This is a genomic window from Paenibacillus sp. FSL H8-0280, from assembly GCF_045040665.1.
In the GTDB taxonomy this organism is placed as follows: Bacteria; Bacillota; Bacilli; order Paenibacillales; family Paenibacillaceae; genus Paenibacillus; species Paenibacillus xylanexedens_A.
This window is the reverse complement of record NZ_CP150296.1, coordinates 1,969,098-1,993,640: the sequence shown is the minus strand read 5'-3', so window position 1 is coordinate 1,993,640 and position 24,543 is coordinate 1,969,098. Positions and strand designations below refer to the sequence as shown.

Sequence of the window (24,543 nt, the reverse complement as noted above, 5' to 3'; positions counted from 1 at the left end):
AACTGTACTCACAGTCCGCAGCCCTACAACCTATTCCTGCGCGCCATCGAATATGACCGGATGCATACAGAACTGTTGTGATCATGGGAAGAACAGACTTGTTTCGTCAGGATCCCGTCTTCACTTGTCTTGCATGCAAGGCATAACGTTCAATGGCCTGTGCTCTACTGCTTACTTCCAGCTTCACGTATATTTTACGCAGGTAATTATCAATGGAACGTCTGCTAACGTTGATCTCATTCGCTATTTTATCATAGGTTACACCCTGAACAATTCTTTCCATGATAAAAGTTTCAGTTTCTGTTAATTCAATGACACGTGCTTCTGTCGGAGACTCTACAGGTTGCGCCCACTCCGCACTGTTTAACCACGACAATGGAATGGACACATGGCCCTCACGTAACCCAGAGATCAGATGAATCAGCTGGCTAGGGGAAGCCTGTTTGGATAACATACCGCTTGCACCAAGGCTCATCAGATGACGAAACAGCTTCACATTGTCTTCATCCGTCAAAATAATGATGTGACTGTGAGCTGACAGATTCTTCATCTGGGCAATATATTGATCTGCCTGACCCTCCGGAAGACGATAATCCATCAGAATCAGATCAGGCTGGTGAATATTCACCAGTTCGAGCCCTTCTGTTCCGGTCGAAGTCATGCCACGTACCGTCAGATCTTGCTGCTCTTCCAAAATCAATTTTGTACCGAGCATGCTGGTGGGGTGGATATCTATGATGACCACCTGCCATACTTTTTTCATTGTTGTTCCCCCTGTTATGTATTGGACAAATAACTTCTAGCTTCTGTCATGATAATTCCATCGTCTATGCGACAGTCCGAGTATAGAAGAAGCACAGGTCGGATTATGTCGAAAAACAGAAAAATACAGGAGGAAGCCGATAAAAAAGCTCTATTTTCACTGTATTTTGTTATAAAAAGACCATGACGTCCCTCTTCCCATCCCCGGAAAGGTCAAAATATAGTATAAATTTCCTGCATTTCTATCTAAAAAAGTCGAAAAACCTGCCCAAAGTTCCTACTTATTGCATCTATAAGAAATTGTATCCTAGGACTTCCTTCCGATGCAATCTCTTTTTACTCTATTAAGTAAAGAATTTCATTTTTGCGTAATCAATAGGGGCATGATAGAATGAGGACTGGAAATTTTTTTGTACCTATAAATGACCAGGAGTGATGATATGAAACCATCTGCCCCGTCCTCTGACATCCATCACACCCGGAGCGCCAAAGGCAAGGCTGGATCTTCAATCAAGCTGTTTCTGGTAATGTGGATTGTCCTCATTGCACTAGGAGTCGTTGGAACCTACTATTATAGTAACCATCTCCAGCAACAGATGATTAACCAGCTTCAAGCCCATAATCAGCAGCAGATTGCAGCGCTAAAAACCGACTACGAAAATCAGCTAACAACGATATCTAAGGAAGTAGAAGACCTGCAGGGACAGGTTCAATCCTTCAATGAATTGCTGACTTTCACCAAGGATAATGCAAGTGACAAAACGGATAACAGCAACAAACTGTATACCCAGCTGAGCGAAGTCAAAAAACAACTGGAGACACTCCAGAAAAAGATGGACCTGCTCAAATGATTACACCCGTCAAACAGGTTAATCGTTTTTTTATGCTTGCACTCGCTCCTTTTGTTGGATTGATATTATGCCTGCTGCTGTTTCGTCCTCCACTTGAACCCGGAGGTTTGATGCCTACCGAACTGTCAGAGGATACGATTACACCCCGGACCCAAGCAATTAGCCAAGAGCTTGCGGGGGCAAAAGATGCTGCTGTCCAGACTTCTTCTTCTATTAAAAGAACGACACAGCTCTATAATAAAACAACAAGTACGATGTCTACACTTGTGCAGAAGGCTTCCGCCCAAGCGGATCGTCCGGAAACAATCTACAACAAACGGATTTCATCCAAGCTTGGCGTTCCATTTGAACGGGTAGACAGTGACCGGCTAACGATTGAAATGTACAGAGTGAATCCTGGCAGCTATAAGGGCTATGCCATGAAGATCAAGCTAAAAGACCCTACGGCCATGCAGATGGCTCTAGACAGTGAACCTGGGCGTTCTGAGACGACCATGCAGGCTGTGAAGCGTAACGGCGCAATTGCCGGGATTAACGCAGGTGGATTTGCTGACAGTGGCGGCAAACGTTATCCACTTAGCACAACCGTCATGGACGGGAAATACGTGAACGGTTTCCAGGCCAGTTTCAAAGATCTGTTTTTTGTAGGACTTAACGATGCCGGCAAACTGGTTGGAGGCAAGTTCTTCGACAAAAACTCACTGGATCGCCTGCAACCACAATTTGGGGCTACGTTTGTACCCGTGCTGCTACAGAATGGACGTAAAACTCCAATTCCCGACAAATGGAAAGTATCACCCAAACGAGCACCACGTACAGTCATTGGCAATTATAAAGATGATCAGTTATTGATTATTGTAGTTGACGGATATAATGAGGGCGGAAGTTCCGGTGCTACCCTTGAAGAGTTGCAAGGGCGGTTGTACAAGCTTGGGGTGATCGACGCCTATAATCTGGATGGCGGTGGATCATCCTCACTTATTCTTAATAATCGGGTCGTGAATAACCCTTCAGATGGCAGCCTCAGACCGGTGCCCACACACTTTTTATTTTACAAATAATAGGGTGAAGCATTTCTTTTCTACCTATAATGGTTATAATAGAAGAAAATGAGCTTGTGCAGGAGGTGCGAAGGGTATGTCATTTTCACTGACATTCTGGATTATTGCAATCGTATTGACTCTCTTCATTACAGGCATTCTCACTTCATCCTACAACAATGACAAAACAAAAGGCTTGTAAAGGCCAAGCCTCTCTCCGGAGAGGCTTTTTCTATTGCTTCATCCTCGAAATAACAAGAGACAAGGCTTAAAAGAATGATTCGATTCTTCTAAGCCTTGTCTCTTGCTGTATTCGGGATCAATAGCTAACCGCCCGGTCATTCCGCATGGATATAACAGAATCAGACGGAATAGGCCCACTCACCGACCCACCCTCAACTAATGTCACATAAATTCGTTCATGATCAACGGGTTCTCCAGCAATAATCTTGATCAATTGTTCAGCAGCGAGCGATCCCCACTTGCGCTTGGAATAATCAATGCTTGCCAATCTCGGCTGGACGTATTTGCTCAATTCAATATTGTCGAATCCAATGACATCAATCTCCTGACCAACGCCAAGTGTACTGTCTGCCAGACGATCACACAAGCCAATAGCCATCTCATCATTGAGGCAGAATACCGCTGCGGGTCCATCATACACCTGCACAATCTGATCTGCGGCTTGTTCTCCACCACTCTTCTCGAAATCTCCCGTGATCTCAATCCATTCCACATCGGCTTCACGTTCCGCAACCTGTCTTACAGCCTTTAACCGCTGCACAGAGTCAAACGAACCTTCCGGTCCTGTCACCACGTAGATTTTCTTGTGTCCCTGTTCAATAAGATGTTCCATCGCAAGTGTCGCCCCGGCTTTGTTATCCAGCAGAACCTGATTAATGTTGGGATGATCCATCTCACGGTCCAGTACAACGATTTTGTGCCCACGATCGGCATACTGCATTAGTTCCTCACTTGCAAACGTATGATCCAGAATGATCGCACCATCAATCATCCTCTCTGGAAGCATGCGATGGGATTGTTTACCACTGCACACGATCAGGTCATAGCCTTGAGCATTACATACGGCTTTCATGCCACTCAGCAAGTCTCCATACACATCTCCTCTAAAATCGGTCAAGAATACACCTAGAATTTTGGACTCCCTCTTCTTCAGTGTTCTTGCTGCGGCATTTGGAACATAGTTCAGTTCTTTGGCAATGGCCAAAATTTTGGAACTCGTCTCATCGGTCACTTTGTTGCTGCCATTCAGCGCATATGACACAGTAGAGATGGAAACTCCCGCCTGTTTGGCGATATCCTTGATACTGACCACATTCTTCGCTCCCCTGTTATGTTCATCAGGCCTTCCATAACAAAAGGCCTGACACATTACTCTTTCCATTCACCGGATTAAACAAGTCTGAATGATTTCTTCTGAGTATCCCGACTGTTTGCACCCACAAGAAGATGGAACTCGCCTCGATCACTGCGGTGGCTTAAGTCGGAATGGTGATAACGAAGCTGTTCTTCATTTAACGTAAATGTCGCTGTACCACTTTCGCCTGGCGCCAGCGCAAGCTTCACATATCCTTTCAGCTCACGCATAGGACGAACGACTTCACCCGTTACATCACGAACGTACAACTGAACGGTCTCCACGCCTGCACGCTCACCCGTGTTTGTTACACGTACTTGGATGCTCAGGGACTCTTCGGCAGTCATCTCGTTACTTGACACTTCAAGATCACCATAAGAGAACGAAGTGTATGAGAGACCATAACCGAACGGAAGCAAAGGTTCATTCGGGCTGTCAATGTATTTGGAGACATAACGTTCTTCCGTCTTCTCCGGGTTAAGCGGACGACCTGTATTGAAATGATTGTAATAGACCGGAATCTGACCTACGGACTGCGGGAAAGACATCGTCAGACGTGCAGATGGATTCACTACACCTGTCAGAACATCTGCGATCGCCGCTCCGCCTTCACTACCTGGGAACCAGGCTTCAAGAACGGCATCCGATTCATCTATTACACCATGCAAATCCAATGGACGGCCGTTGAAAATAACGCTGGCAATCGGTTTTCCCGCTGCTTTGAGCTGTTTAACCAATTCCAATTGGGCTGCTGGCAGACGAATATCCGTGCGCGAGCCACCTTCTCCACTCATCTCGGAGTCTTCACCAAGAGCAAGGACAATCAGATCTGCTTTGCTTGCCACTTCCAGGGCTTCGGCAATCTGCTCAGCTGTGATCGTATGAACATTACTGCCTTGAGCGAATTGAACTTTCCCACCCGTCAGGCGTTCTTGCAGAGCTGTTCCCAACTTAACTGCATCTTCCTTAACTCCTTCACAGGACCACCAGCCCAGAATATCAGGACTCTGTGCAAAAGGACCAATAAGGGCTACATTAGCATCAGGTTGAAGTGGAAGCACGCTGTCATCATTCTTCAAAAGAACAGCTGATTTCGTTGCCAGTTCATACGATACCTGACGGTGCTCTTTGGAGAATACAATCTCACGTTCACGTTCAGGATCAGCTGCACGAAGTGGATTATCGAACAATCCCAGCTTTTCTTTTAGTTGCAGAATTCGCAGAACGGCTTCATCAATGAGCTTCTCATCCACTTCACCATTCTCAATCAATTCAGGCAAATGATGCACATAACAAGGTGTCATCATCTCCATATCTACTCCTGCGCGAATGGCACGATATGCCGCTTCACGATCATCTTCTGCAGAACCATGCGCAATCATCTCGCGAATGGAAGCCCAATCCGAGATTAATACACCATCAAAGCCCCACTCTTCACGCAAAATGCCGCGCATTAACTTCTCATTGCCACTTGCCGGAATACCGTCAACCGTATTGAACGAAGTCATGACCATTTCCACGCCCGCATCCAACGCTGCTTTGTACGCTGGCAAATAGTACTCACGCAAGTTACGCTCGGACATGTCCACCGTATTGTAATCCCGACCACCCTCAGCCGCTCCATACGCCGCGAAGTGTTTAACACAGGCTGCAAGACGATCTGGCTCATCCTTCAAGCTGTCGCCCTGATATCCACGTACAAACGCAGCCGCGAACAAACTGTTCAGATAAGGATCTTCTCCTGTCGTTTCCATCACACGGCCCCAGCGCGGGTCACGAACCAGATCCACCATAGGTGCAAAGGTAACATGCAAACCGGATACAGCTGATTCACGTGCTGCAATTTCAGCACTTTTCTCAGCCAGTTCTGTGTCCCATGAACAACCGATCGCCAGTGGAATCGGAAAAATGGTTTTGAATCCATGAACTACGTCAGCCATGAACAAAAGCGGAATGCCCAAACGGCTTTTTTTCATATAAGCTTGCTGTACATCAATGATGGCCTGCGCACCGGACAACCCTAGAATGGACCCACTAGCATCCACGGACTGCTCCGTAATTCCCATCTCTTCCATCGGCCCTGTGATCTGACCTTCGACATTTGTTCCTTCATAAAAGTTGGCGGTCAACTGAAGAAGCTGAGCTGTTTTTTCCTCCAACGTCATCTGTTTTACCAGGTCTAACAACTGCTCGTTATTCATCTGATCGTATCCTCCACTATAAGTTGTTGAAATAAAGAACCCGGCTGCGTTCGGGGAGAGACCGCGCACCGGGTTCAAAATTTATTACTGAATGATTACTAGAATTTATCGTTTAGCTCATCCAGATAAGGTTGAACCAGGGACATTTTACTGTTTACCCATTCTTTCCAGTTTGCCTCTAGATCTCCGTTTTTGAGGATCAAGTTGGCATATTCATTCTGGTAGTCGAATGAAGCCTGACTCTTAGCTTTGGAATCGTACAAGTTGACATCCCAATCGTATGGTGCAAGCGATTTGCCTTCTGTACCGAGTTTTGCTTTTTCTTCGAACAATTTCACGGCTCTATCACGGTAATCTTTTTTGATTGCAGGGTTTACAACACTGAAGTCGTCACCGAGCAGGTACAGACCTTCGAAACGTGCTGGATATTTATCTTCCAATACCGTTCCTTCTGGCAACAAGCTAACGAGTTCGTTGTTTTCATCATATTTCCAATCTTTTCCTTCAAAGCCCATGTTGATGAGCAACTGTCCTTCTTTTGTTGCAGAGTAATCGATCAGATCCATGATCCGTTCGAATTTCTCGTCACTAATTTCCGGATTGAAGATCAATGCCGACCAGAAGTTGGCTTGCTCCATGTTACGGTATTTACCGTCATCGCCTACTACGATTGCTGTGTGTACCAGTTCATCACTATCTACACCCAGATTTTTTTTCATATCGGAATCCAGACCTTGTCTGTACGAAGCCAGTCCGCCCAGACTTGTTACAGCAGCTGTACCTGTTACTTTGAAGTTGTTTTGACCTTCATTGTTTTTCCATGTGTAGAACTCAGGATTGAGCAGTCCATCTTTGTAGGCTTTTTGCATCAATTTAAGTCCTGTCAGCGTTTCAGGATCTGCTGGTCCCCAGTGGAATTGGCCATCTTCACCTTTGTAGAACGGAGAGTCAGTCATGGCATGCACACTGTTTGGCATAATCATGTTTGTCATGGCATCTGCCGCATTGTAGGACAGAGGTACAAGTTTGTTACCCACTTTGCCTGGATCTTTTTCTTTCACTAGCGCAGCATATTCATTCAATTCGGTTGTTGTATAAGCATCTTTCAGTTCAAAACCAACTGCTTCAGCCCAGTCTTTACGAAGCGCAATGACACCAATTTGGTTCGTCAGTGGGTCAGCCGGTTTGTTCTCGAAATAGATTGGTCTAGGCAGGACATATGTTCCACCTGTCAATTCTTCCAACTTGTCTCCAAGACCCGTCAAATTGTAAGCTGCTGCCACGTTAGGCCAGCGTTCTTTCCAGTCATCCGGGAATTTGTAGAACAAACCTTGTTCAATGCTGTTAATGGCATCGCCATGTACGTAGTTCCATACCGCTACATCCGGCAAGTCGCCAGAGTTGATCCACAGACGAAGCTTCTCGCCCCATGAATCCCAATCGATATAGTTGTAGTCCCATGTTAAATTAAATTTGTCTGTCCAGAACTTGTGGAAGTCATTATCCAGGTTCCCGTTTTTGATTTCTGTCAGGTTAGCTACAGAGATGGTCAGGTTGTCTTTGTAATTTCCCTCTGCATCTTTTTCGTTACCACCTGAAGCTCCTTGACTGGAACAAGCGGTCACCATCAGCATAACTACACTAAGCGTGATGGCAAAGAGAGCTCTTACTGACAACTTTTTGTTCGTTTTCATGTTTTACCCCCATGTTTTTTAGTAGAATTTTATTGCAAAATCCTATACGTATATCAGGTCTTGATTGCCCCTGTTAATACCCCTTTGGCAAAGTGTTTTTGCAGCATTGGGAAGAAACACATAATTGGTACCATGGTGACAAATACGGCCGCCATCTTCATGCCCATTGAGAAGTTGCTTGCCTGGGCAGCATCCACACTGGATGCATTGGATGCATTCGTCGTAGATGTCACGATAATATTTCGGAGTACATTCTGGAGCGGTAACTGATCCGCTTTTCGAAGGAATATCATCGCATCATACCAACTGTTCCAATAAGCCACACCGTAGAACAACGTGATTGTAGCCATAATTGGTGTAGCAAGCGGAAGAACAACGGAGAACAAAATTCTCCACTCTCCTGCTCCATCCAGTCTCGCCGATTCCATCAGCGATTCAGGCAAGGTGTAGAAGTAGTTCATCATCAGAATCATGTTAAACGCACTGAAGCTTCCCGCCAGGATAACGGACCACAACGTACCTGTAAGATGAAGTGATTTCATGATCAGGTACAGCGGCACGATACCACCATTAAAGATCATGGTGAACAGTACCAGGAAAAATATAAATTTCTTAAACGGAAATTTGTTGCGACTAAGGCCGTATGCCATGCTTGTTGTCAGGAACAAGCTGAGTGGCAAGCCGATGACTAGCAATATAATTGTATTTTTGTACCCTGTCAGAATCGTTCCGTCAGCGAACAATGCCTTGTAGGAATCCAATGTCCATTCTTTAGGGAACATCAAAAATGGATTGTCAGCATATTCTTTTTGTGTTGCAAACGAAATCATGATGACATTCCAGAACGGAATCAGGATCATCAGGGCAAGCACGAGTAATACGGCGAAAATAATGTAATCGAGAAGTGTCATTTTTTCTGTACCAATTCTCGGTTTTTTGTTAGCTTTCTTGCTCATCTCATTTTTCCTCCTCTCTTATCGGAACAAACCGTCTCCGCCAAGCCACTTGGCAAATCTGTCAGCAAGAAGCAGCAAGGCCATATTCACCAGGGAACGGAACAAGCTGACCGCTGTCGAGAATGAGAAATCGGTAGATGACTGGAACGTAATCCGATAGATATATACATCGAGTACTTCCGATACATTTTTGGTAGCGGCATTTGCCAAGTTGAAGATCTGGTCAAACCCGGAAGACATCAATCCACCAACCGACAGAATAAACATGATTGTGATGGTTGGAAGGATGTTCGGTAAAGTAATTTTGAACATCTGTTGCATACGGGAAGCCCCGTCAATCTGTGCTGATTCATACTGATCCTGATCAATACCGGAGATGGCAGCCAGGAATATAATCGCGCCCCATCCACTTGATTTCCAGATATCAGTCAACAGCAACATTGGTACAAAGTTGGATTCAGACCCCAGGAAGTTAATCGTTGGCAATCCGAGTAATCCGAGCGCGCTATTTACCAGTCCGTCATATGCCAGCACATTGATGACTACCCCGGATACGATGATCCAGGACAGGAAGTGCGGGAACGTAAGAACGGTTTGGAATAATTTTTTCCCTCTGCGCATCCGCAATTCATTCAGCAACAGCGCCAGAATGATCGGGAACGGGAACTGAATAATCAGTTTCAGAATATTGATGTACAGCGTACGCCATACTGCGTCGATAAAGGTTGGATCACGGAAAACATATTTGAAGTTCTCGAATCCGCTCCATGGACTTCCCCAGATGCCCAGGTTGGCCTTGTAATCTTTGAATGCCAGAGACAGGCCACCCATCGGCATGTAGGCAAACAGAATTAGCCAGACAAGCCCCGGAATAAGCAGGGTGTATGTCATTCGGTGCTTCCAGATTTCAGTCCAGAGCGAATTGCCCTTCACGTTTCCCTTCAGCTTTTTGCTAGGTCCTTCGGCTGCAGGTTTCACATTGCATCTCCTCACTCTACTATGGTCTTGTCGTTGTACAGAAAATCAAACATCGTTCTCAGGTGGTGCTCCCAAAATTTCCATTCATGAGCCCCCGGCGTCTCCACATACCGAAAATCAAAGGCAGTCCCCTGCATGTATCTCGCATAGTCGCGATTCATCTCTACGAAGGGGTCACTATCGCCACAGCAACTGAGGATATCCGGTAAAGCAACACCCTGTTCCAGCAGCTTGGCCGACAGTGCGTAAATATCCTGATCGGCTTTCACCTGTAAACGTTCTCCAAAAACCGCTTTCATTTCCTTGATCATGGTCGCTGGCATATGGGGATCTTGAAGCCGTGTCTGGATATCCGTTACGCCGGATAGAGACACTACTTTGCGATATCGCTCTGGATAAGTTAGTCCACATTTCAGTGCACCATATCCACCCATGGATAAACCGGCGACGTATGTTTTCTCCGGATCAGGATTCAGATTGAGCAGACGCTTGCATATTTCAGGTAACTCCTGAGTGATGTAGTGGAAGTAATTCAGGCCGTATTCCATATCGGTGTAATAGCTTCGATTCGCTTCCGGCATAATGATCGTACAGCCGTATTGCGCTGCATACATCTCAATTGTGGTTAACCGCTGCCAGGTACTCGCATTATCGCCTGCCCCGTGCAACAGATATAGTGTACCGCCTGAAGTCTCTCCGGAGTCACTGGACACAACATGTATGCTGGTATTCATGCATAAGGTTGGCGATCCAGTTTCGATCGTTATATGCGCCATAAATGTAACCCCTCTCATCATCGCCTGCTGTCTTTACTCATTCGTTTCTCTGGCGTTGGATTGCAGGCTGTTGTAGATTCCCTTGTATTACGATGGGTTATCGAAACGATTTTCTCGAATCGTTTCAAAACATAGCCAACGTTGATTCACATGGACTTCATTACAACACTTTTAATGTGGAAGCGATTTCTTCGAATCGTTTCGAATAAATCATAAGCCCGATGAGTAAATCCTGTCAATAACCTTTTTACAAATTTCGCGTTTTTTTCTCGAAAAAATGCTCTTTTAAGTCTAAATTTGCGTCCAAAGACACTATTATTACGAAAAAATGAAAATTTAGTAAGTGCTATTACAACTTTAATTGACACCAAACCAGGTTTATACTAACATGGGTTCTGATTTTGCATTCGAATTACGGAAACGTTTCACCAACCGATTTTACTCAGGTTTCACCTGATATTAGGGAGGTTAATATGTCTGAGCAACTCAAAGGTTTCATTCATACGATTACGGAGCAACAATTGAACGTTTTTTCCATTCGTATATTACAAAAAGGGCATCTGCTTGCCCATTGGGACCGAGATAAGGATCAGCGCAGGGTCCAACATTCCATCAGTAAATCCTTCACATGTATGGCCGTTGGTCTTGCGCTTGAAGAAGGTCTGTTACATCTGGATGCGACACTTGGTGATTACTTTTCTTATGATCATGTTCCCTCTGCACAGCGCAATCTCCCATCGCCGCAGGAATTGAGACTGCGTGATCTTCTCCGAATGTCTTCGGGTCATGACTCTCCCCCTCTTTGGGCTGATGAACGAGCTTCATTGACTGAAAAGGACTGGGCGAAATATTATATGTCTCTGCCTCTGGACCGGGTACCTGGAGAACAATTTACATATAGCAGTGGGGATACATTTATGATCTCAGCCATGCTACAGGCTGCTACCGGCCAAACCGTGAAAGATTACCTGACTCCACGGTTATTTGATCCACTTGGCATTCATGATGTAGAGTGGGAAACCTCTCCACTCGGCGTAACGCTTGGTTGTGCAGGTCTTTGGATAAGCAATGAGGAACTGAGTCGATTTGGACAGTTACTGCTGCAGGAGGGCTTTTGGGAAGGCAGACAGCTTGTACCTGCAGATTGGATTCGACAGGCTACGTCCCCGCAGATCGAAACGACTGGAGACGGTGATTGGGGAAAAGGTTACGGGTATCAGTTCTGGATGTGTTCTCATGACGCTTACCGCGCCGATGGCGCCTATGGTCAGTTGTGTATCGTAATTCCCTCAAAGGAAGCTGTCATATGTATTAATAGTGAGGAAGAAAATATGCAAGGCATCCTGAATGCCGTATGGAATGAGGTATTACCCCTCTACACCAAGGGATAGTCTATCTTTTTTTTCAATCTGCAATTATGCCATCCAATTGATAATAAAACAAAAAAAACGCCACGGGGTCAATGGACCCCATGACGTTATTTCTTATCCGTGTTGTGGAAGCTGAGTCATTTCATCTAAACATTGTGCGCATATGTAACGCTCTTTGAACTCGTTGACTTCCTCGATGGATCCGCAGAAAATACATTTTGGACGATATCTCTCCAAGATAATATGGTCCCCTTGTACTAAGATCTCTACAGGATCTCCCTCATTCATTTGATACCTTTTACGCAAAGATTTAGGCAATACGATCCTACCTAATTGGTCAACTTTGCGAACTACTCCAGCTGGCTTCATAGCTACGGCACACCTCTCCTATCTTACTCTAAATTTCTAGGTACATTTGTACTATGTTTATAGATTCGCCAAGATTTTGTCGAATCCTGCTGGAAATAAACATTTTTTGTCCTTTTTTTTGAAAAATGTTTTTTTACCGAATTCTAGCCGTCATTTATAACCTAAATTTATCCTTCTAACCCGGGGAAATTGAGCTGGCGCAACGCTTCATATACAATAATTGCTGCCGAATTGGACAGATTTAATGATCTAACGTCACCAGTCATTGGCATTTTCATGCATGTATCGGGATTCGCAGCAATTAATTCAGGTGGCAGGCCTTTAGTCTCTTTACCAAAAACGAGGAAATCTCCATCCTGAAAATTAAAATCACTGTATCGGTTCTTGGCCTTCGTAGTTGCGTAGAAGAAACGACCTTCCGAATATTTTTCCTGAACCTCAGCAAATGAATCGTGGTATTCAATATGAACGGCATGCCAGTAGTCCAGCCCTGCACGTTTCAATGTAGCATCATCTGTTCGAAATCCAAGTGGGCGTACGAGATGCAGATGGGTACCGGTTGCCGCACAAGTACGCGAAATATTGCCTGTGTTCGCCGGAATTTCTGGTTCAACCAGAACGATGTGTAAAGCCATATGTGTTCAATCTCCTTTTCATTTTCATGTTGACGACAACCCACTAATCTTAAAGAAAAGCCCTCCACACGTCAATGTGGAAGGCTCTGGTAAGGCACAGGATTAGACACAAAGGTCCATTACACCGTACCTATACTTAATTATCCATTTGTCTTCTGGAAGTGGCTCATGAAGTCTGTCAGTGCCTTAACACTCTCATAAGGAGCAGCATTATAAATGGAGGCACGGAGACCACCCACACTGCGATGTCCTTTCAGACCTACAAATCCTTCTTCCTCCGAAGCCTTGATGAACTTTTTCTCCAGTTCTTCAGAAGCAAGACGGAAAGTTACATTCATGAGGGAACGATCTTCTTGTTCAACACAACCACGGTAGAAATCACCGGAAGCATCAATTGTGTTATAGAGCAATTCCGCTTTTTTCGTATTTTTTTGCTCAATACCAGCCAGTCCGCCCTGTTCTTCAATCCATTTCAATACTTCATTCACCATATATACCGAGAAGGATGGCGGCGTATTGTACAGGGAGTTGTTATCTACATGTGTGCTGTAACGAAGCATGGTTGGAATCGTTTTAGGCGATTCGCTCACCAGTTCCTCACGAGCAATTACAACCGTAATTCCGGATGGACCCAGGTTCTTCTGTGCACCCGCGTAGATCATGCCAAACTGATTAAGATCAAATGGTTTACAGAAAATATCACTCGACATGTCCGCAATCAGAGGTACTGAACCGGTATCCGGGAACGACTTGAATTGCGTACCTTCAATCGTTTCGTTGGAAGTCAGATGCACATAAGCCGTACGTTCAGGCAAACTCAGATTCGAAACATCCGGCAATTTCATAAACTTCTCTGCTTCCGAAGATGCAGCAACATATGTCTCGCCGATCAACTTCGCCTCAGACAGAGCCTTCTTCGCCCAGCTGCCAGTCATCACGTAACTTGCAGTCTGCCCTGCCCCAAGCAGGTTCATTGGCAACATCGCGAACTGAGTGCTTGCACCGCCCTGCAGAAAGAGAACCTTGTATCCTTTTGGATTGCCTAGAAGCGACAACAACCGCTCCTGAGCTTCATTATGTACAGACTCATACACCGCTCCACGGTGAGACATCTCCATAATCGACATGCCTGTATTACGAAAATCTACAAATTCCGCCTGTGCACGCTCCAGTACCTCAAGTGGTAACGCCGCAGGTCCTGCATTAAAGTTATACGCTCTTTTTGTCACAAAATCCCCCGCCCTTTCCATCCGTAACTCTGACATACAAAGTGAATATTATCGCTATGATATCAGTATTCTCTATCTGCTTCAAGGGCAATATGCACTGAAGTGTTGAATTCAGGTCATCAAATTCCTTTATCACCCTGCAAAGTTAAAGCACTACATTGTTTAATTCAAGGAAAAGCCTCCGAGAGCGTGTCCCGGAGGCTTTAAGTTGGAACAAGAACTGTTCCGACCCCGACCGATTAGCAGTCGAAGTAGAGGCTGTACTCGTGCGGATGAATGCGGATCGCTACTGCTTTCGCTTCATCACGTTTGAGGTTGATGTAGTTTTCAATGAATTCTTTTGTGAATACGCCGCCTTCAGTCAAGAACTCGTTATCAGCTGCCAATGCATCAAGTGCTTCTTCGAGGGAAGCTGGCACACTGCGGATGTTTTCTTTATCTGCATCAGACAGGTCATAGATGTTTTTGTCGAGCGGACCATATCCAAGCTCAGTTGGGTTGATTTTGCGTTTGATTCCATCCAGACCAGCCATCAACATTGCGGAGAATGCCAAGTATGGGTTAGCTGTGGAGTCTGGTGTACGGAACTCGATACGACAACCTTTTGGTGTCACAGCTGCAACCGGAATACGAACTGCTGCGGAACGGTTACCTTTGGAGTAAACCAGGTTTACTGGTGCTTCGTAACCAGGTACAAGACGTTTGAATGAGTTTGTACTAGGGTTAGTCAAAGCGATCAGTGCCGGAGCATGGTACAAGATACCTCCGATGTAGTGCAGAGCCATTTCACTCAGGTTAGCATATCCCGCTTTGTCATAGAACAATGGGGAATCGCCATCAAAGATGGATTGGTGAACGTGCATTCCGCTACCATTATCACCGAACAATGGTTTTGGCATGAATGTTGCTACTTTACCATATTGACGTGCAGTGTTGTGCACGATGTATTTGTATGCAAGCAGATTATCTGCTGTTTTCTTCAGTGTATCAAAACGGAAGTTGATTTCGGCTTGACCCGCTGTCGCCACTTCATGGTGATGACGCTCGATCGACAGGCCTGCTTCTTCCAAAAGGCGACACATTTCGCTACGGATATCTTGTTGTGTATCCACTGGCGCTACTGGAACATATCCACCTTTAGTGCGAACTTTGAAGCCCAGGTTTCCGCCTTCTTCTTTGCGGTTGGTGTTCCATGAAGCTTCTTCGGAATCTACATAGTAAGAAGAGCTGTTCGTGCCGCTCTCATAACGTACATCGTCGAAGATGAAGAACTCGGATTCAGGTGCGAAGAATGCCGCTGTACCTACACCGCTCTCTTGCAAATAAGCTTCTGCTTTAACAGCGATACTACGTGGGTCACGCTCATAACGCTCGCCATCCGGAGTGAAGATATCACACATAACATTCAATGTAGGGTGTGCAGTGAACGGATCGACATAAGTCGCTTCAGGGTCTGGCATCATAACCATATCGGACTCTTCAATTCCGCGGAAACCTTGGATAGAAGAACCGTCAAAAGCTACTCCATTTACGAACGTGTCTGCATCAACAGCCGAAGCTGGCAACGAGATGTGATGTGCACGACCAGCTAAATCTACAAAACGAAAATCTACCCACTCGATGTTGTTCTCTTGAATTGATTTCAATACGTTTTCAACCGACATGTATTCGTCCTCCCAAATATTCCGAACATTAAACAACCCCACTAAGAAAATGTCTAAATTCGAATTTTTTTCTGTCGTCATTATAAATTTTAAAACATGACATCGTCAATACTTATGTAAGGTATTTTTTGAAGGGATGTTAGATATACTCACACTTTATAAATAACATAAATTCATATAACAACTATTTTCATATACATTTAACTGGTTTAATGCGGTAAAGCGACCCCTATTTTAACCTAAATCATGGGAAAAACTTCACATCATAAATGTTTCTTATCACTATTGATTAATAAATACGTTCAAAACTGCAAAATATGCAAAAAACCGAGCATCTATCTGATTCCGTTGCAATGAACGAGATCAGAGGAGATGCCCGGATGATGATCCAGACCTTGATTATAGAAATTTTTATTACACGCCTACACGTGCCGGGAAAAATTCTGCCGGTTGTTTGGCTGTGCTGAATGATTTACCCACGATTGGTGCCAATTTCTCCAGATCCTGCAACAGGTTAGCGAATTGGTCAGGGAACAAGGATTGCACACCATCTCCTGTCATGGAGTTATCCGGATCGGTATGCATTTCAATGATCAGGCCATTGGCACCCGCAGCAACGGAAGCTTTTGTCATCGGTTCCACCAGTTCACGTCGTCCAGTACCATGGCTCGGGTCAGAAATAACCGGCAAATGGCTCAGAGACTGCAGAACAGGGATTGCTGACAGATCCAGCGTATTCCGTGTGTAGGATTCAAACGTACGAATACCACGTTCACACAGCATAACATTTGGGTTACCACCCGCAAGAATGTATTCAGCCGCATTCAACAATTCATCGTATGTCGCACTGAAGCCACGTTTCAACAATACCGGTTTGCCACACTCGCCCAATTTGCGGAGCAGGTCAAAGTTCTGCATGTTACGTGTACCTACTTGCAGAATATCTGCGTACTCGGCGCAAATATCCACATACTCAGGTGTCATGACTTCTGTAATGGTCAGCAGATCATGTTTCTTGCCTGCTTCCGCCATCATGATCAATCCCTCTACGCCCGTTCCCTGGAAGCTGTAAGGACCCGTACGAGGCTTAAATGCTCCCCCACGCAACACTTGCCCACCAGCAGCTTTCACAAGCCCGGCAATCTCATCAATCTGTGCAGCGGATTCAACCGCACATGGTCCGCCCATGACAACAAGTTCTTTTCCGCCGATATCTACACCTTTGATGGAGATCACCGTATCTTCCGGATGGAAGTCGCGGCTTGCCAATTTGTAAGACTTCGAGATTTTAACGACATTCTCGACACCTTTCATTTGGCGAAGATGCTCTTGCATTTTAGGTTCAACTTTACCAATCAAACCAATGATAGTACGATCCTCTCCGCGAGAGATATGCACCTGAAGCCCTTCTTTTTCAATAACTGCAACGATATCCTGAATCTGTTCCTCCGGTGTAGCCTTGCCTGCAATAACGATCATATTAATTCCCATCCTTCCTTGTATGAGAGCACAATCATTTCTTAACGTGCGTCTGATTAAATATAAAAACTCTGTCACGCTTAAACGCTTGTTCGCTTTTAAGCTTTTATCCGTTAAAGTGAATATACCATAGTTATCTGATTGCGTCAAGGTACACATTCCTTATCCATATACAAAAAGAATCCTGCTCTACAGGCTCCGACATTCGGATCTGCATAACAGAATTCTTCTCATTCACATCTCGTTTTTAATTCACATACACTTAGACTTACTTTTACATTTCCTTTGCCCTAAGGTGTACGTGTTTTTTCTCTAACTGGAGGCAACAGTTTGCTCATGTTCACGGTACGTTTGATCTCCCACGTCTCCGGCTTGTCATGTTCATACTGTTCCAGGTAAAGGATGACTTCCTTCGTAATCGGTGTTGGTGTTGATGCACCCGAAGTAACCGCCACCTTATTTACACCTTTCAGCCATTCTTGCTGAATCTCGGAAACATCGGAAACACGGTAGGCCGTAACACCCGCAATCTCCTCCGACACTTGTGCCAGACGGTTAGAGTTATTGCTGCGAGGATCACCCACCACGATAACCAGGTCCGCTTGACCCGCCTGTTCCGCGACAGCTTCCTGACGAACCTGAGTTGCGAGGCAAATCTCATTATGAATCTCTGCGCCCGGAAACTTCTCCAGCAGACGGCTCATAATGTGTTTAATATCCCACTGGCTCATCGTTGTCTGATTTGTAATAAGGATTTTGCCTGGAGATACGTTCAGCTCTTCGATCTCTTCTTCCTTCTCGATCAGGTGAACGAGATCTGGTGCAACACCAACGGCACCTTCTGGTTCAGGGTGATTCTTTTTGCCGATATAGATGATCTGATAACCCTCTGCCGTCTTCTCCCGAATGAGATCATGGGTCTTGGTGACATCAGGGCATGTTGCATCCACTGTTGTCAATCCTTTGTCCCGTGCCAGCTTACGCACTTCAGGAGATACACCATGAGCTGTGAAAATAATCGTGCCACTCTCCACTTGGCTCAAAATATCCATCCGGTTCGGACCATCCAATGTAATAATACCTTCATCTTCAAAGGAATCCGTCACATGTTGGTTATGCACAATCATACCCAATATATAAATAGGTCGTGGTAAATCCAGATTGCGTGCCGCTTGACGCGCGAGCACCATCGCATCCACAACGCCGTAACAATATCCACGCGGCGAAATTCGTAGTACTTCCACTTGGTTGCCACCCGCTTTCTTTCTCGGCAACGTTGCCGATGTAATTGCAGTCCTGTCTATTATACCTTTATTCGATAGGCGGAGCAAAGACAACCGGCAACCAGATAATAAAGGTGGTTCCTTCTCCACGTCTGGTCACAACCTCAACCGATCCATGGTGTTCCTCAATAATCCACTTCGCAATCGAAAGTCCCAGACCTATGCCCGGTGTAGCCCCGCGTGATTCATCTGCCCGATAGAAACGATCAAAGATGAACGGCACTTCGTCCCGATCCATCCCAATACCGGTGTCGCTAATGCGTAATCCCACCTGGCCCTTGTATAATACGGCATCCAGCGTCACAGAGCCTTCAGGTGTGTATTTAAACGCATTTTCGATGAAAATAAACAACATCTGTTGCAGATAGTCCTTGCTACCGTTCACATAAATGCCGTTAAGGATGGAAAAGTCTCCTGGAAGCCAGTCTGCCTGACGATCCAGAAACTGTGCTCTGCGTGCCACTTCCTGTACGAGTATCTGCAGCGGGATCGGATTTAGTTCAATTTTCTGACCCGTATCCGCTCTCGCCAGCGATAACATGTCGCTGATCAGCCTGCTCATACGTTTTCCCTCATCCGCCATATCTTCAATGGCTTCCAGCGACATTTGTTTGACAGTCTCCTCATCCAGATTCGGTCGGTCGGTTCCCTCCTGATCCCACAGCTTCTTCAGGAAGTCTACGTTCCCGCGAATGGTGGTCAGCGGCGTACGCAGTTCATGTGATGCATCGGATACAAAGCGGCGCTGGGCAGCATTCGTCTCCTCCAAACCACGGAATGACAATTCTGTACGTTCAAGCATATTATTCACCGTTTCAATCAGACGCCCGATCTCATCCTTCGGCCCGGCATATTGAATACGTACACTTAAGTCATCTCCAGATTGAATCTGATTGGCGGCATCAATGACAGTCACGAGCGGACGCATCGACTTCCGAGCCAAGACGAGACCTGAGGTAATAGCGAGGGCCATCGCTACAAGCCAGCCAAAAACCAAAATATTAAGCAACGCCTCCAGCAAGCGCTCCTGTGAACTTACATTCGCACCAACCTGAAGAATTCCACGTACTTCATTGGTTCCCTGAAGAGAAAGGGGGAGCTGATTCACCAGAAACGGCGTTCCATCCACATAGATCTTGGATATGCCTCGCTCTTTAAGTATCTCATTGGCTTTTAATACCGGAAACTGAATCTGCAGTTTCTCCATATTACCCGAAATTCTGCCTGAGCGACTCTGATAATCCCAGAGTTGAATGTAAATTTGTGCTTCCTGAAGCTGACTCTCTGTAAAGGGGTCCAGATCCAACGACTGTGAAAGAGGATTAACACCAATCTGTTCCGTAATCCGGGTACTCTTCACCTTCAATTGCTGTTCGACTTCCTGATAGGAGTTAAAATATACAAAGGCATAGATTACAACGCCCCAAAAGATAAGAACAGCCGCCAAAATGCCAGAATACCATGCGGTTAGTCTTAACCGGATGGACATATCAAGAGTCACCTCTCAGGATATAGCCGGCTCCCCGGATGGTCTGGATTAGACGCTTGCCACCGTATTCTTCGGTCTTCTGTCTGAGCATGGCAATGTACACTTCGAGCACGTTAGACTCACCGCTGTAATCATAACCCCAGATTTTATCCATAATCAGATCACGGGACAGTACCCGTCTTGGATTTTGCATGAACAGATTCAACAGTTCGAATTCTTTGGCAGTCAGCTCCAGACGCTGCCCATCTCGCAATACTTCACGTGAGTCATTATCCAAAATGATATCTTCATACATTAAGCGGTTGTCCGGCGTACCCGCACTATCTGACTTGCGGCGCAGCAATGCACGGACACGTGCCAATAATTCTTCCAGCGCAAAAGGTTTTACAAGGTAGTCATCGGCTCCTGTGTCCAGTCCGGTCACCCGGCTCTGTACTTCATCCTTGGCCGTCAGCATCAGCACAGGCACTTTACTGCCTGCTTCTCTCAATCTGCGACATACCTCAAATCCGTCAATCTGTGGCATCATCACATCCAGCACAACGATGTCCGGCTCCTTGTCCATCAGTTTGCTGAGGCCTTCGGCTCCATTGGAAGCCGTCTGTACCTCATATCCCTCAAAAGCCAGCCCCCGGCGGAGCATGGATACAATTTTTTCGTCATCATCCACAATCAAAATAGTTGAGCGCATGGTGGTCTTTCTCCTTTATCCTAACGTTTTATCCCATTGTAACAGGCAGAAGCACAATCTGCATCTTCAAGTAGGCGTCTCCAATCCGTCCTGGTCCATTGTAACTCTGCTTCATCAGGGCAAAAAAAACGGAAGGGCCTTCAAACCCTTCCGTTCTGTCAATCCTTGCCTGATATTTATGGTTGCTGCTGTTGTGTATCTGTTGTTTGTGAAGTATCAAAATCATTTTTGTTGCCGATTTTGATTTTCAGATCCATCTTCTTACCATCACGCACCACGTTCAGTGTAACTTCACTACCGATTTCCTGTTTCTTGATAAAATCAATCAGATCTTGACTTGTCGCGTACGGCGTACCGTTGGCACCTGTGATGATGTCATATGCACGAAGATCTGCTTGGTAAGCCGGTGATTGGAAGATCGTGCTGGCTACAACAGAACCTTCGGTAACGTCTGTTCCCATTTGTTTAGCAACTTCAGGCGTGAGAGCCATCAGAGATGCACCGATAAAGGGTACTGGCTCTTTGGGAACTTCTTTGTTTTCTTTAAGATATTTAACAGCTTCAGAAATGACGCTCGACGGGATTGCAAAACCAATACCCTGTGCATCTGCGCTTACTGCAACGTTCATTCCAATAACTTCCCCATTCAGGTTAAGCAACGGACCACCGGAGTTACCCGGATTAATCGAAGCATCTGTTTGCAGCAAATGGCTGTACTCACGTGTTTTTCCTGTTTCTTCATCTGGAATGCTGATCGTACGTTCTTTGGCACTCAGTACACCTGCTGTAACGGTGTGTTCAAACCCTTCCGGGTTACCAATAGCTACAAGCCATTCACCGACTTGAGTACTGTTGGAATCACCCAGTGGAGCTACAGGGAACGCATCGTCACCACTGTTTTTCTCAATTTTCAATACAGCCAAATCCAGATCAAAGCTGCTTCCCAGCAATTTAGCTTCATAAGGCTTGCTGTTGTTCTCCAGGGTTACCTGGATCACGTCTGCACCCTGAACAACGTGTTGATTCGTCAGGATATATCCTTCTTTGTCAAAAATGAACCCGGAACCAATGCCCATCGGCACAAGCTGATTACTGCTTTGTGGTTGTTGACTTTGGCCTTGATTGCCTTCTGTTCCGCCGCCATTACCAAAGAAGTATTGGTACAACGGATCACTTGTATTTGATCCACCCTGACCCAATCCTGTACGTGAGGACTGCTTCGCGAGTGTTTCGATTTTGACGACAGCCGGACTTGTACTTGTTACAACGGAAGACACATCTTCTTTGCCTGTTGGCAGTAACGACGCTGTGACATTGTTGCCTCCGCCTGTGTTTGTGGATGCTTCCTGTCCTGAACTTTGATTGTCCGTGTTCGTAAGTGCCGTCTCCGGTGTGAACATGTTTGTTCTGTCAGCTGTGTACATGAGAACGGTGATGACCAGCATACCGGCAATAAAGGAAAATAGAAGTGATCTTACGGAAGAACGCGGTTTGCGGTTATTATAGTTCCAGTTGCCTTTGCCGCCATTCCCTTGATCTCCACCGTTACCTGAGCCGTTTCCGCCGCCTGCTGATGATCTTTTCGCTTGTTCGGTTGATTCACTATTATAGTAAGTAGGTACGGGTCTCACCGGATCAGGTTTTGTAATCTCTACATTTCCTTCTTCACGCTGATTATTGCTTCCCATGTGATTTGCTGTATCTTCCTGATTCACGGACTGAAAAGGTCCATAAGAATAATAATAGGAGGATTCGTCCGTTCCGGAAGAATTGCGGTTCTCCGTTTGTTTAGTTTCGTTTTCCTCGTCTTGACGGTTCGATCTATAGTTGCGTTCGTCCATGCCTCTCTACCTCCCAATCTCTTATTCCCAAGAGATATTCTTTAACTGTCCTTATTTTGTACTTTAAACCTTAACCGTACCTTAAAAACAATTAAAAAGGAGATAAAAGCACGTAAGAATAGACTCTTTTCCCCGTCATGACAGCATTTTACCCTTTCGTTTTCACCCAACCCTGACGATGCGCATAGATGGCCAATTGTGTACGATCATCCATCTCACATTTCATCAGCAGGTTGCTCACATGTGTTTTGACGGTTTTGATACTGATATGTAATTCTTCTCCAATGTCTTTGTTGGTCTTTCCCTCTGCAATAAGCAGCAGCACTTCCTTCTCCCGTTCAGTCAGACCCGATTCACTCTCTCTCGCTGTACGTTGTCTGATTCCCCGGGTTAACGCCTGCGACACATCACCTGTCATAACAGGCATACCTCTATAGGCCCCTTGCAGAGCATAGATCAGTTCTTCAGCAGAGACTGTCTTGAGTACATAACTTACCGCACCCGCTTCAATCGCTTGCACAACCAGATCATCCTCCAGGAAACTGGTGAGCATCACAATTTTCATCCCTGGAAATTCAGTCATGATGGCTTTTGTTGCTTCAGCGCCATTCATTACAGGCATCATCAGATCCATTAGAATCAGGTCCGGCATTTCACTCTCATTTAACTTACGTAACTGATCAAGCGCATCCTGCCCGTGGCCCGCTTCTCCCATCACATGAAAAGTAGGTTCCAGCATCAGATATGTTTTCAACCCCATGCGCACCATATCATGGTCATCCACAATCATCACGTTTACTTTACCACTCATTCCGTCTCCCCCTCTGGTTCACTCAGGAACGTTCGGGAATTTCGGGATCAATACCCGCACCGTCGTTCCCGCTCCCGGTTTCGATATAATCTGAACTTGCCCCCCAAGCTTCTCCGCCCGTTCACGCATGGTAGATAACCCGTATGAACCCGGACGCTCCGCTTGCTGCAAAAATCCCTGACCATCATCGCTGATGCTCATGCTGATCTGATGTTCACTCTCCCGTATGGACAGACTAACCACTCCCGCCTCTGCATGCTTCACAACATTGGCAACTGCCTCCTGAATAACAAGAAACAGCTGGTGCTCAATGGCATCCGAGATTCCGCCATCCAGTTCCAGCTCTTTCACACCTTTAAGACCATTCTGCCTGCAATAATCAGGAAACCAACTATCCAGTGCTGCGGTGAGGTCACGCCCTTCCAGCTCCACCGGTCGAAGTTGGGCAATCAATCCTCGCATCTGACGCTGTGCAATATGTGACATCTGGATCAACTGGTCCAGTACTTTACCACCATGTTCCGGATTCATCTCCAGCAGTCGCGGTAAGGACGAAGCCGACATATGCATGGCAAACAGCTGCTGGCTAACCGTGTCATGGAGGTCCCTTGCCATTCGTTTGCGCTCTTCAAGCACAGCCCGCTCCGAGGCTTGCTCCTTCTCAATGACTTCCTGCTCACCGAGGCGCTGAAGCAGTCTCATCTTTTTCTCAATCGAATCCATCATGACATTGAACTCCTGATAGACACGACCAAACGAAGCGTCATCCGCTTCAGGCATGCGCACCGCCAGATTACCCTTGGACACTTTCAACATGTTGAGATCAAGCAGGTCGATCTTGCGTTGGAGTCGTAATGCAGCAATATATCCGGTGATAACGGTGGCCAGCACAACAACGGCAACATAGGTCCATGCCCGCTGACGACCAGCCCCCATCAACACCTCTCCATACAATAGATAGAATCCGCCCAGCGTAATCAGACCAGTTAGCGCAAAATACATCATCAGTTCCCATTTATTGGCCTTGAGAATTGTTCGAATCATGC

The 24,543-nt window shown here is 45.8% G+C and carries 21 protein-coding genes; 3 read left to right on the top strand and 18 right to left on the bottom strand.

Going from position 1 to position 24,543, the window contains the following annotated elements; all coding sequences use genetic code 11:
• Window positions 1–106: 106 nt before the first annotated feature.
• Window positions 107–763 (bottom strand): response regulator transcription factor, encoded by a 657-nt coding sequence (locus MHI12_RS09040; protein ID WP_338593040.1) that lies wholly within the window; start codon window positions 761–763, stop codon window positions 107–109.
• 439 nt (window positions 764–1,202) lie between these two features.
• On the opposite strand from MHI12_RS09040, the gene MHI12_RS09035 reads away from it, so the two are divergent.
• Window positions 1,203–1,613 carry a uroporphyrinogen-III C-methyltransferase gene (locus MHI12_RS09035; RefSeq protein WP_017689578.1) on the top strand — a complete coding sequence of 137 codons (411 nt, stop codon included), beginning with the start codon at window positions 1,203–1,205 and terminating at the stop codon, window positions 1,611–1,613.
• Window positions 1,610–2,674 carry a phosphodiester glycosidase family protein gene (locus tag MHI12_RS09030; protein ID WP_405172192.1) on the top strand — a complete coding sequence of 355 codons (1,065 nt, stop codon included), beginning with the start codon at window positions 1,610–1,612 and terminating at the stop codon, window positions 2,672–2,674. The genes MHI12_RS09035 and MHI12_RS09030 overlap by 4 nt, the downstream gene beginning before the upstream one ends.
• A 298-nt stretch (window positions 2,675–2,972) precedes the next feature.
• On the opposite strand, the gene MHI12_RS09025 is transcribed toward MHI12_RS09030, so the two are convergent.
• The 6 genes from MHI12_RS09025 to MHI12_RS09000 form a co-directional block, all read right to left on the bottom strand.
• A complete protein-coding gene (locus MHI12_RS09025) occupies window positions 2,973–3,989 on the bottom strand; it encodes a LacI family DNA-binding transcriptional regulator (protein WP_340966660.1) in 1,017 nt (338 codons plus the stop codon).
• Window positions 3,990–4,066: 77 nt separating this feature from the next.
• Complete coding sequence (gene bglX / locus MHI12_RS09020) at window positions 4,067–6,232, bottom strand: beta-glucosidase BglX (RefSeq protein WP_405172191.1); 2,166 nt, start codon at window positions 6,230–6,232, stop codon at window positions 4,067–4,069.
• Window positions 6,233–6,330: 98 nt separating this feature from the next.
• A complete protein-coding gene (locus MHI12_RS09015; protein WP_074094322.1) occupies window positions 6,331–7,926 on the bottom strand; it encodes an ABC transporter substrate-binding protein in 1,596 nt (531 codons plus the stop codon).
• Between the two features lie 53 nt (window positions 7,927–7,979).
• The gene (locus tag MHI12_RS09010) at window positions 7,980–8,882 is read right to left on the bottom strand and encodes a carbohydrate ABC transporter permease (protein WP_341006590.1); all 903 of its coding nucleotides are present in this window, start codon (window positions 8,880–8,882) and stop codon (window positions 7,980–7,982) included.
• Window positions 8,883–8,900: 18 nt separating this feature from the next.
• Window positions 8,901–9,860: a sugar ABC transporter permease gene (locus tag MHI12_RS09005; RefSeq protein ID WP_017689585.1), complete on the bottom strand. Its 960-nt coding sequence runs from the start codon at window positions 9,858–9,860 to the stop codon at window positions 8,901–8,903.
• A gap of 11 nt (window positions 9,861–9,871) precedes the next feature.
• Window positions 9,872–10,636: an alpha/beta hydrolase gene (locus MHI12_RS09000; RefSeq protein ID WP_405172190.1), complete on the bottom strand. Its 765-nt coding sequence runs from the start codon at window positions 10,634–10,636 to the stop codon at window positions 9,872–9,874.
• Between the two features lie 473 nt (window positions 10,637–11,109).
• On the opposite strand from MHI12_RS09000, the gene MHI12_RS08995 reads away from it, so the two are divergent.
• On the top strand, window positions 11,110–12,027 hold the full coding sequence (locus MHI12_RS08995) for a serine hydrolase domain-containing protein (RefSeq protein ID WP_405172189.1): 918 nt from the start codon (window positions 11,110–11,112) through the stop codon (window positions 12,025–12,027).
• Between the two features lie 93 nt (window positions 12,028–12,120).
• Here the strand turns inward: MHI12_RS08995 and MHI12_RS08990 are convergent, their stop codons facing one another.
• From MHI12_RS08990 to MHI12_RS08940, 11 genes are all read right to left on the bottom strand, one after another.
• Window positions 12,121–12,375: an AbrB/MazE/SpoVT family DNA-binding domain-containing protein gene (locus MHI12_RS08990; RefSeq protein ID WP_036610032.1), complete on the bottom strand. Its 255-nt coding sequence runs from the start codon at window positions 12,373–12,375 to the stop codon at window positions 12,121–12,123.
• A 167-nt stretch (window positions 12,376–12,542) separates the two neighbouring features.
• Complete coding sequence (gene trmL, locus MHI12_RS08985) at window positions 12,543–13,010, bottom strand: tRNA (uridine(34)/cytosine(34)/5-carboxymethylaminomethyluridine(34)-2'-O)-methyltransferase TrmL (protein ID WP_211081130.1); 468 nt, start codon at window positions 13,008–13,010, stop codon at window positions 12,543–12,545.
• Between the two features lie 140 nt (window positions 13,011–13,150).
• Window positions 13,151–14,239, bottom strand: a complete 1,089-nt coding sequence (gene serC / locus MHI12_RS08980) for a 3-phosphoserine/phosphohydroxythreonine transaminase (RefSeq protein ID WP_405172188.1) — start codon at window positions 14,237–14,239, stop codon at window positions 13,151–13,153.
• Window positions 14,240–14,478: 239 nt separating this feature from the next.
• Complete coding sequence (gene glnA, locus MHI12_RS08975) at window positions 14,479–15,903, bottom strand: type I glutamate--ammonia ligase (RefSeq protein WP_074094318.1); 1,425 nt, start codon at window positions 15,901–15,903, stop codon at window positions 14,479–14,481.
• Window positions 15,904–16,317: 414 nt separating this feature from the next.
• Window positions 16,318–17,382, bottom strand: a complete 1,065-nt coding sequence (gene aroF, locus MHI12_RS08970) for a 3-deoxy-7-phosphoheptulonate synthase (protein ID WP_036610039.1) — start codon at window positions 17,380–17,382, stop codon at window positions 16,318–16,320.
• Between the two features lie 290 nt (window positions 17,383–17,672).
• The gene (locus MHI12_RS08965; protein ID WP_091032713.1) at window positions 17,673–18,626 is read right to left on the bottom strand and encodes a 4-hydroxy-3-methylbut-2-enyl diphosphate reductase; all 954 of its coding nucleotides are present in this window, start codon (window positions 18,624–18,626) and stop codon (window positions 17,673–17,675) included.
• A gap of 67 nt (window positions 18,627–18,693) precedes the next feature.
• Window positions 18,694–20,154: a cell wall metabolism sensor histidine kinase WalK gene (locus MHI12_RS08960; protein ID WP_074094317.1), complete on the bottom strand. Its 1,461-nt coding sequence runs from the start codon at window positions 20,152–20,154 to the stop codon at window positions 18,694–18,696.
• 1 nt (window position 20,155) lies between these two features.
• The gene (locus MHI12_RS08955) at window positions 20,156–20,845 is read right to left on the bottom strand and encodes a response regulator transcription factor (RefSeq protein ID WP_036610048.1); all 690 of its coding nucleotides are present in this window, start codon (window positions 20,843–20,845) and stop codon (window positions 20,156–20,158) included.
• A gap of 176 nt (window positions 20,846–21,021) precedes the next feature.
• Window positions 21,022–22,686 carry a S1C family serine protease gene (locus tag MHI12_RS08950; protein WP_405172187.1) on the bottom strand — a complete coding sequence of 555 codons (1,665 nt, stop codon included), beginning with the start codon at window positions 22,684–22,686 and terminating at the stop codon, window positions 21,022–21,024.
• 148 nt (window positions 22,687–22,834) lie between these two features.
• On the bottom strand, window positions 22,835–23,497 hold the full coding sequence (locus tag MHI12_RS08945) for a response regulator (RefSeq protein ID WP_405172186.1): 663 nt from the start codon (window positions 23,495–23,497) through the stop codon (window positions 22,835–22,837).
• Window positions 23,498–23,515: 18 nt separating this feature from the next.
• Entirely contained in the window at window positions 23,516–24,541 is a 1,026-nt protein-coding gene (locus MHI12_RS08940; RefSeq protein WP_036669825.1) for a sensor histidine kinase, read from the bottom strand.
• Window positions 24,542–24,543: the final 2 nt, after the last annotated feature.

What these genes read in the sequence shown, in the direction of transcription:
- MHI12_RS09040 (WP_338593040.1), bottom strand. Translation starts at nt 763, where the DNA reads ATGAAAAAAGTATGGCAGGTGGTCATCATAGATATCCACCCCACCAGC.
- MHI12_RS08945 (WP_405172186.1), bottom strand. Translation starts at nt 23,497, where the DNA reads ATGAGTGGTAAAGTAAACGTGATGATTGTGGATGACCATGATATGGTG.
- MHI12_RS09000 (WP_405172190.1), bottom strand. Translation starts at nt 10,636, where the DNA reads ATGGCGCATATAACGATCGAAACTGGATCGCCAACCTTATGCATGAAT.
- MHI12_RS09030 (WP_405172192.1), top strand. Translation starts at nt 1,610, where the DNA reads ATGATTACACCCGTCAAACAGGTTAATCGTTTTTTTATGCTTGCACTC.
- MHI12_RS08955 (WP_036610048.1), bottom strand. Translation starts at nt 20,845, where the DNA reads ATGCGCTCAACTATTTTGATTGTGGATGATGACGAAAAAATTGTATCC.
- MHI12_RS09035 (WP_017689578.1), top strand. Translation starts at nt 1,203, where the DNA reads ATGAAACCATCTGCCCCGTCCTCTGACATCCATCACACCCGGAGCGCC.
- MHI12_RS08950 (WP_405172187.1), bottom strand. Translation starts at nt 22,686, where the DNA reads ATGGACGAACGCAACTATAGATCGAACCGTCAAGACGAGGAAAACGAA.
- MHI12_RS08995 (WP_405172189.1), top strand. Translation starts at nt 11,110, where the DNA reads ATGTCTGAGCAACTCAAAGGTTTCATTCATACGATTACGGAGCAACAA.
- MHI12_RS09015 (WP_074094322.1), bottom strand. Translation starts at nt 7,926, where the DNA reads ATGAAAACGAACAAAAAGTTGTCAGTAAGAGCTCTCTTTGCCATCACG.
- bglX (WP_405172191.1), bottom strand. Translation starts at nt 6,232, where the DNA reads ATGAATAACGAGCAGTTGTTAGACCTGGTAAAACAGATGACGTTGGAG.
- MHI12_RS08940 (WP_036669825.1), bottom strand. Translation starts at nt 24,541, where the DNA reads ATGATTCGAACAATTCTCAAGGCCAATAAATGGGAACTGATGATGTAT.
- MHI12_RS08990 (WP_036610032.1), bottom strand. Translation starts at nt 12,375, where the DNA reads ATGAAGCCAGCTGGAGTAGTTCGCAAAGTTGACCAATTAGGTAGGATC.
- aroF (WP_036610039.1), bottom strand. Translation starts at nt 17,382, where the DNA reads ATGATCGTTATTGCAGGCAAGGCTACACCGGAGGAACAGATTCAGGAT.
- trmL (WP_211081130.1), bottom strand. Translation starts at nt 13,010, where the DNA reads ATGGCTTTACACATCGTTCTGGTTGAACCAGAAATTCCGGCGAACACA.
- MHI12_RS09010 (WP_341006590.1), bottom strand. Translation starts at nt 8,882, where the DNA reads ATGAGCAAGAAAGCTAACAAAAAACCGAGAATTGGTACAGAAAAAATG.
- glnA (WP_074094318.1), bottom strand. Translation starts at nt 15,903, where the DNA reads ATGTCGGTTGAAAACGTATTGAAATCAATTCAAGAGAACAACATCGAG.
- MHI12_RS08960 (WP_074094317.1), bottom strand. Translation starts at nt 20,154, where the DNA reads ATGTCCATCCGGTTAAGACTAACCGCATGGTATTCTGGCATTTTGGCG.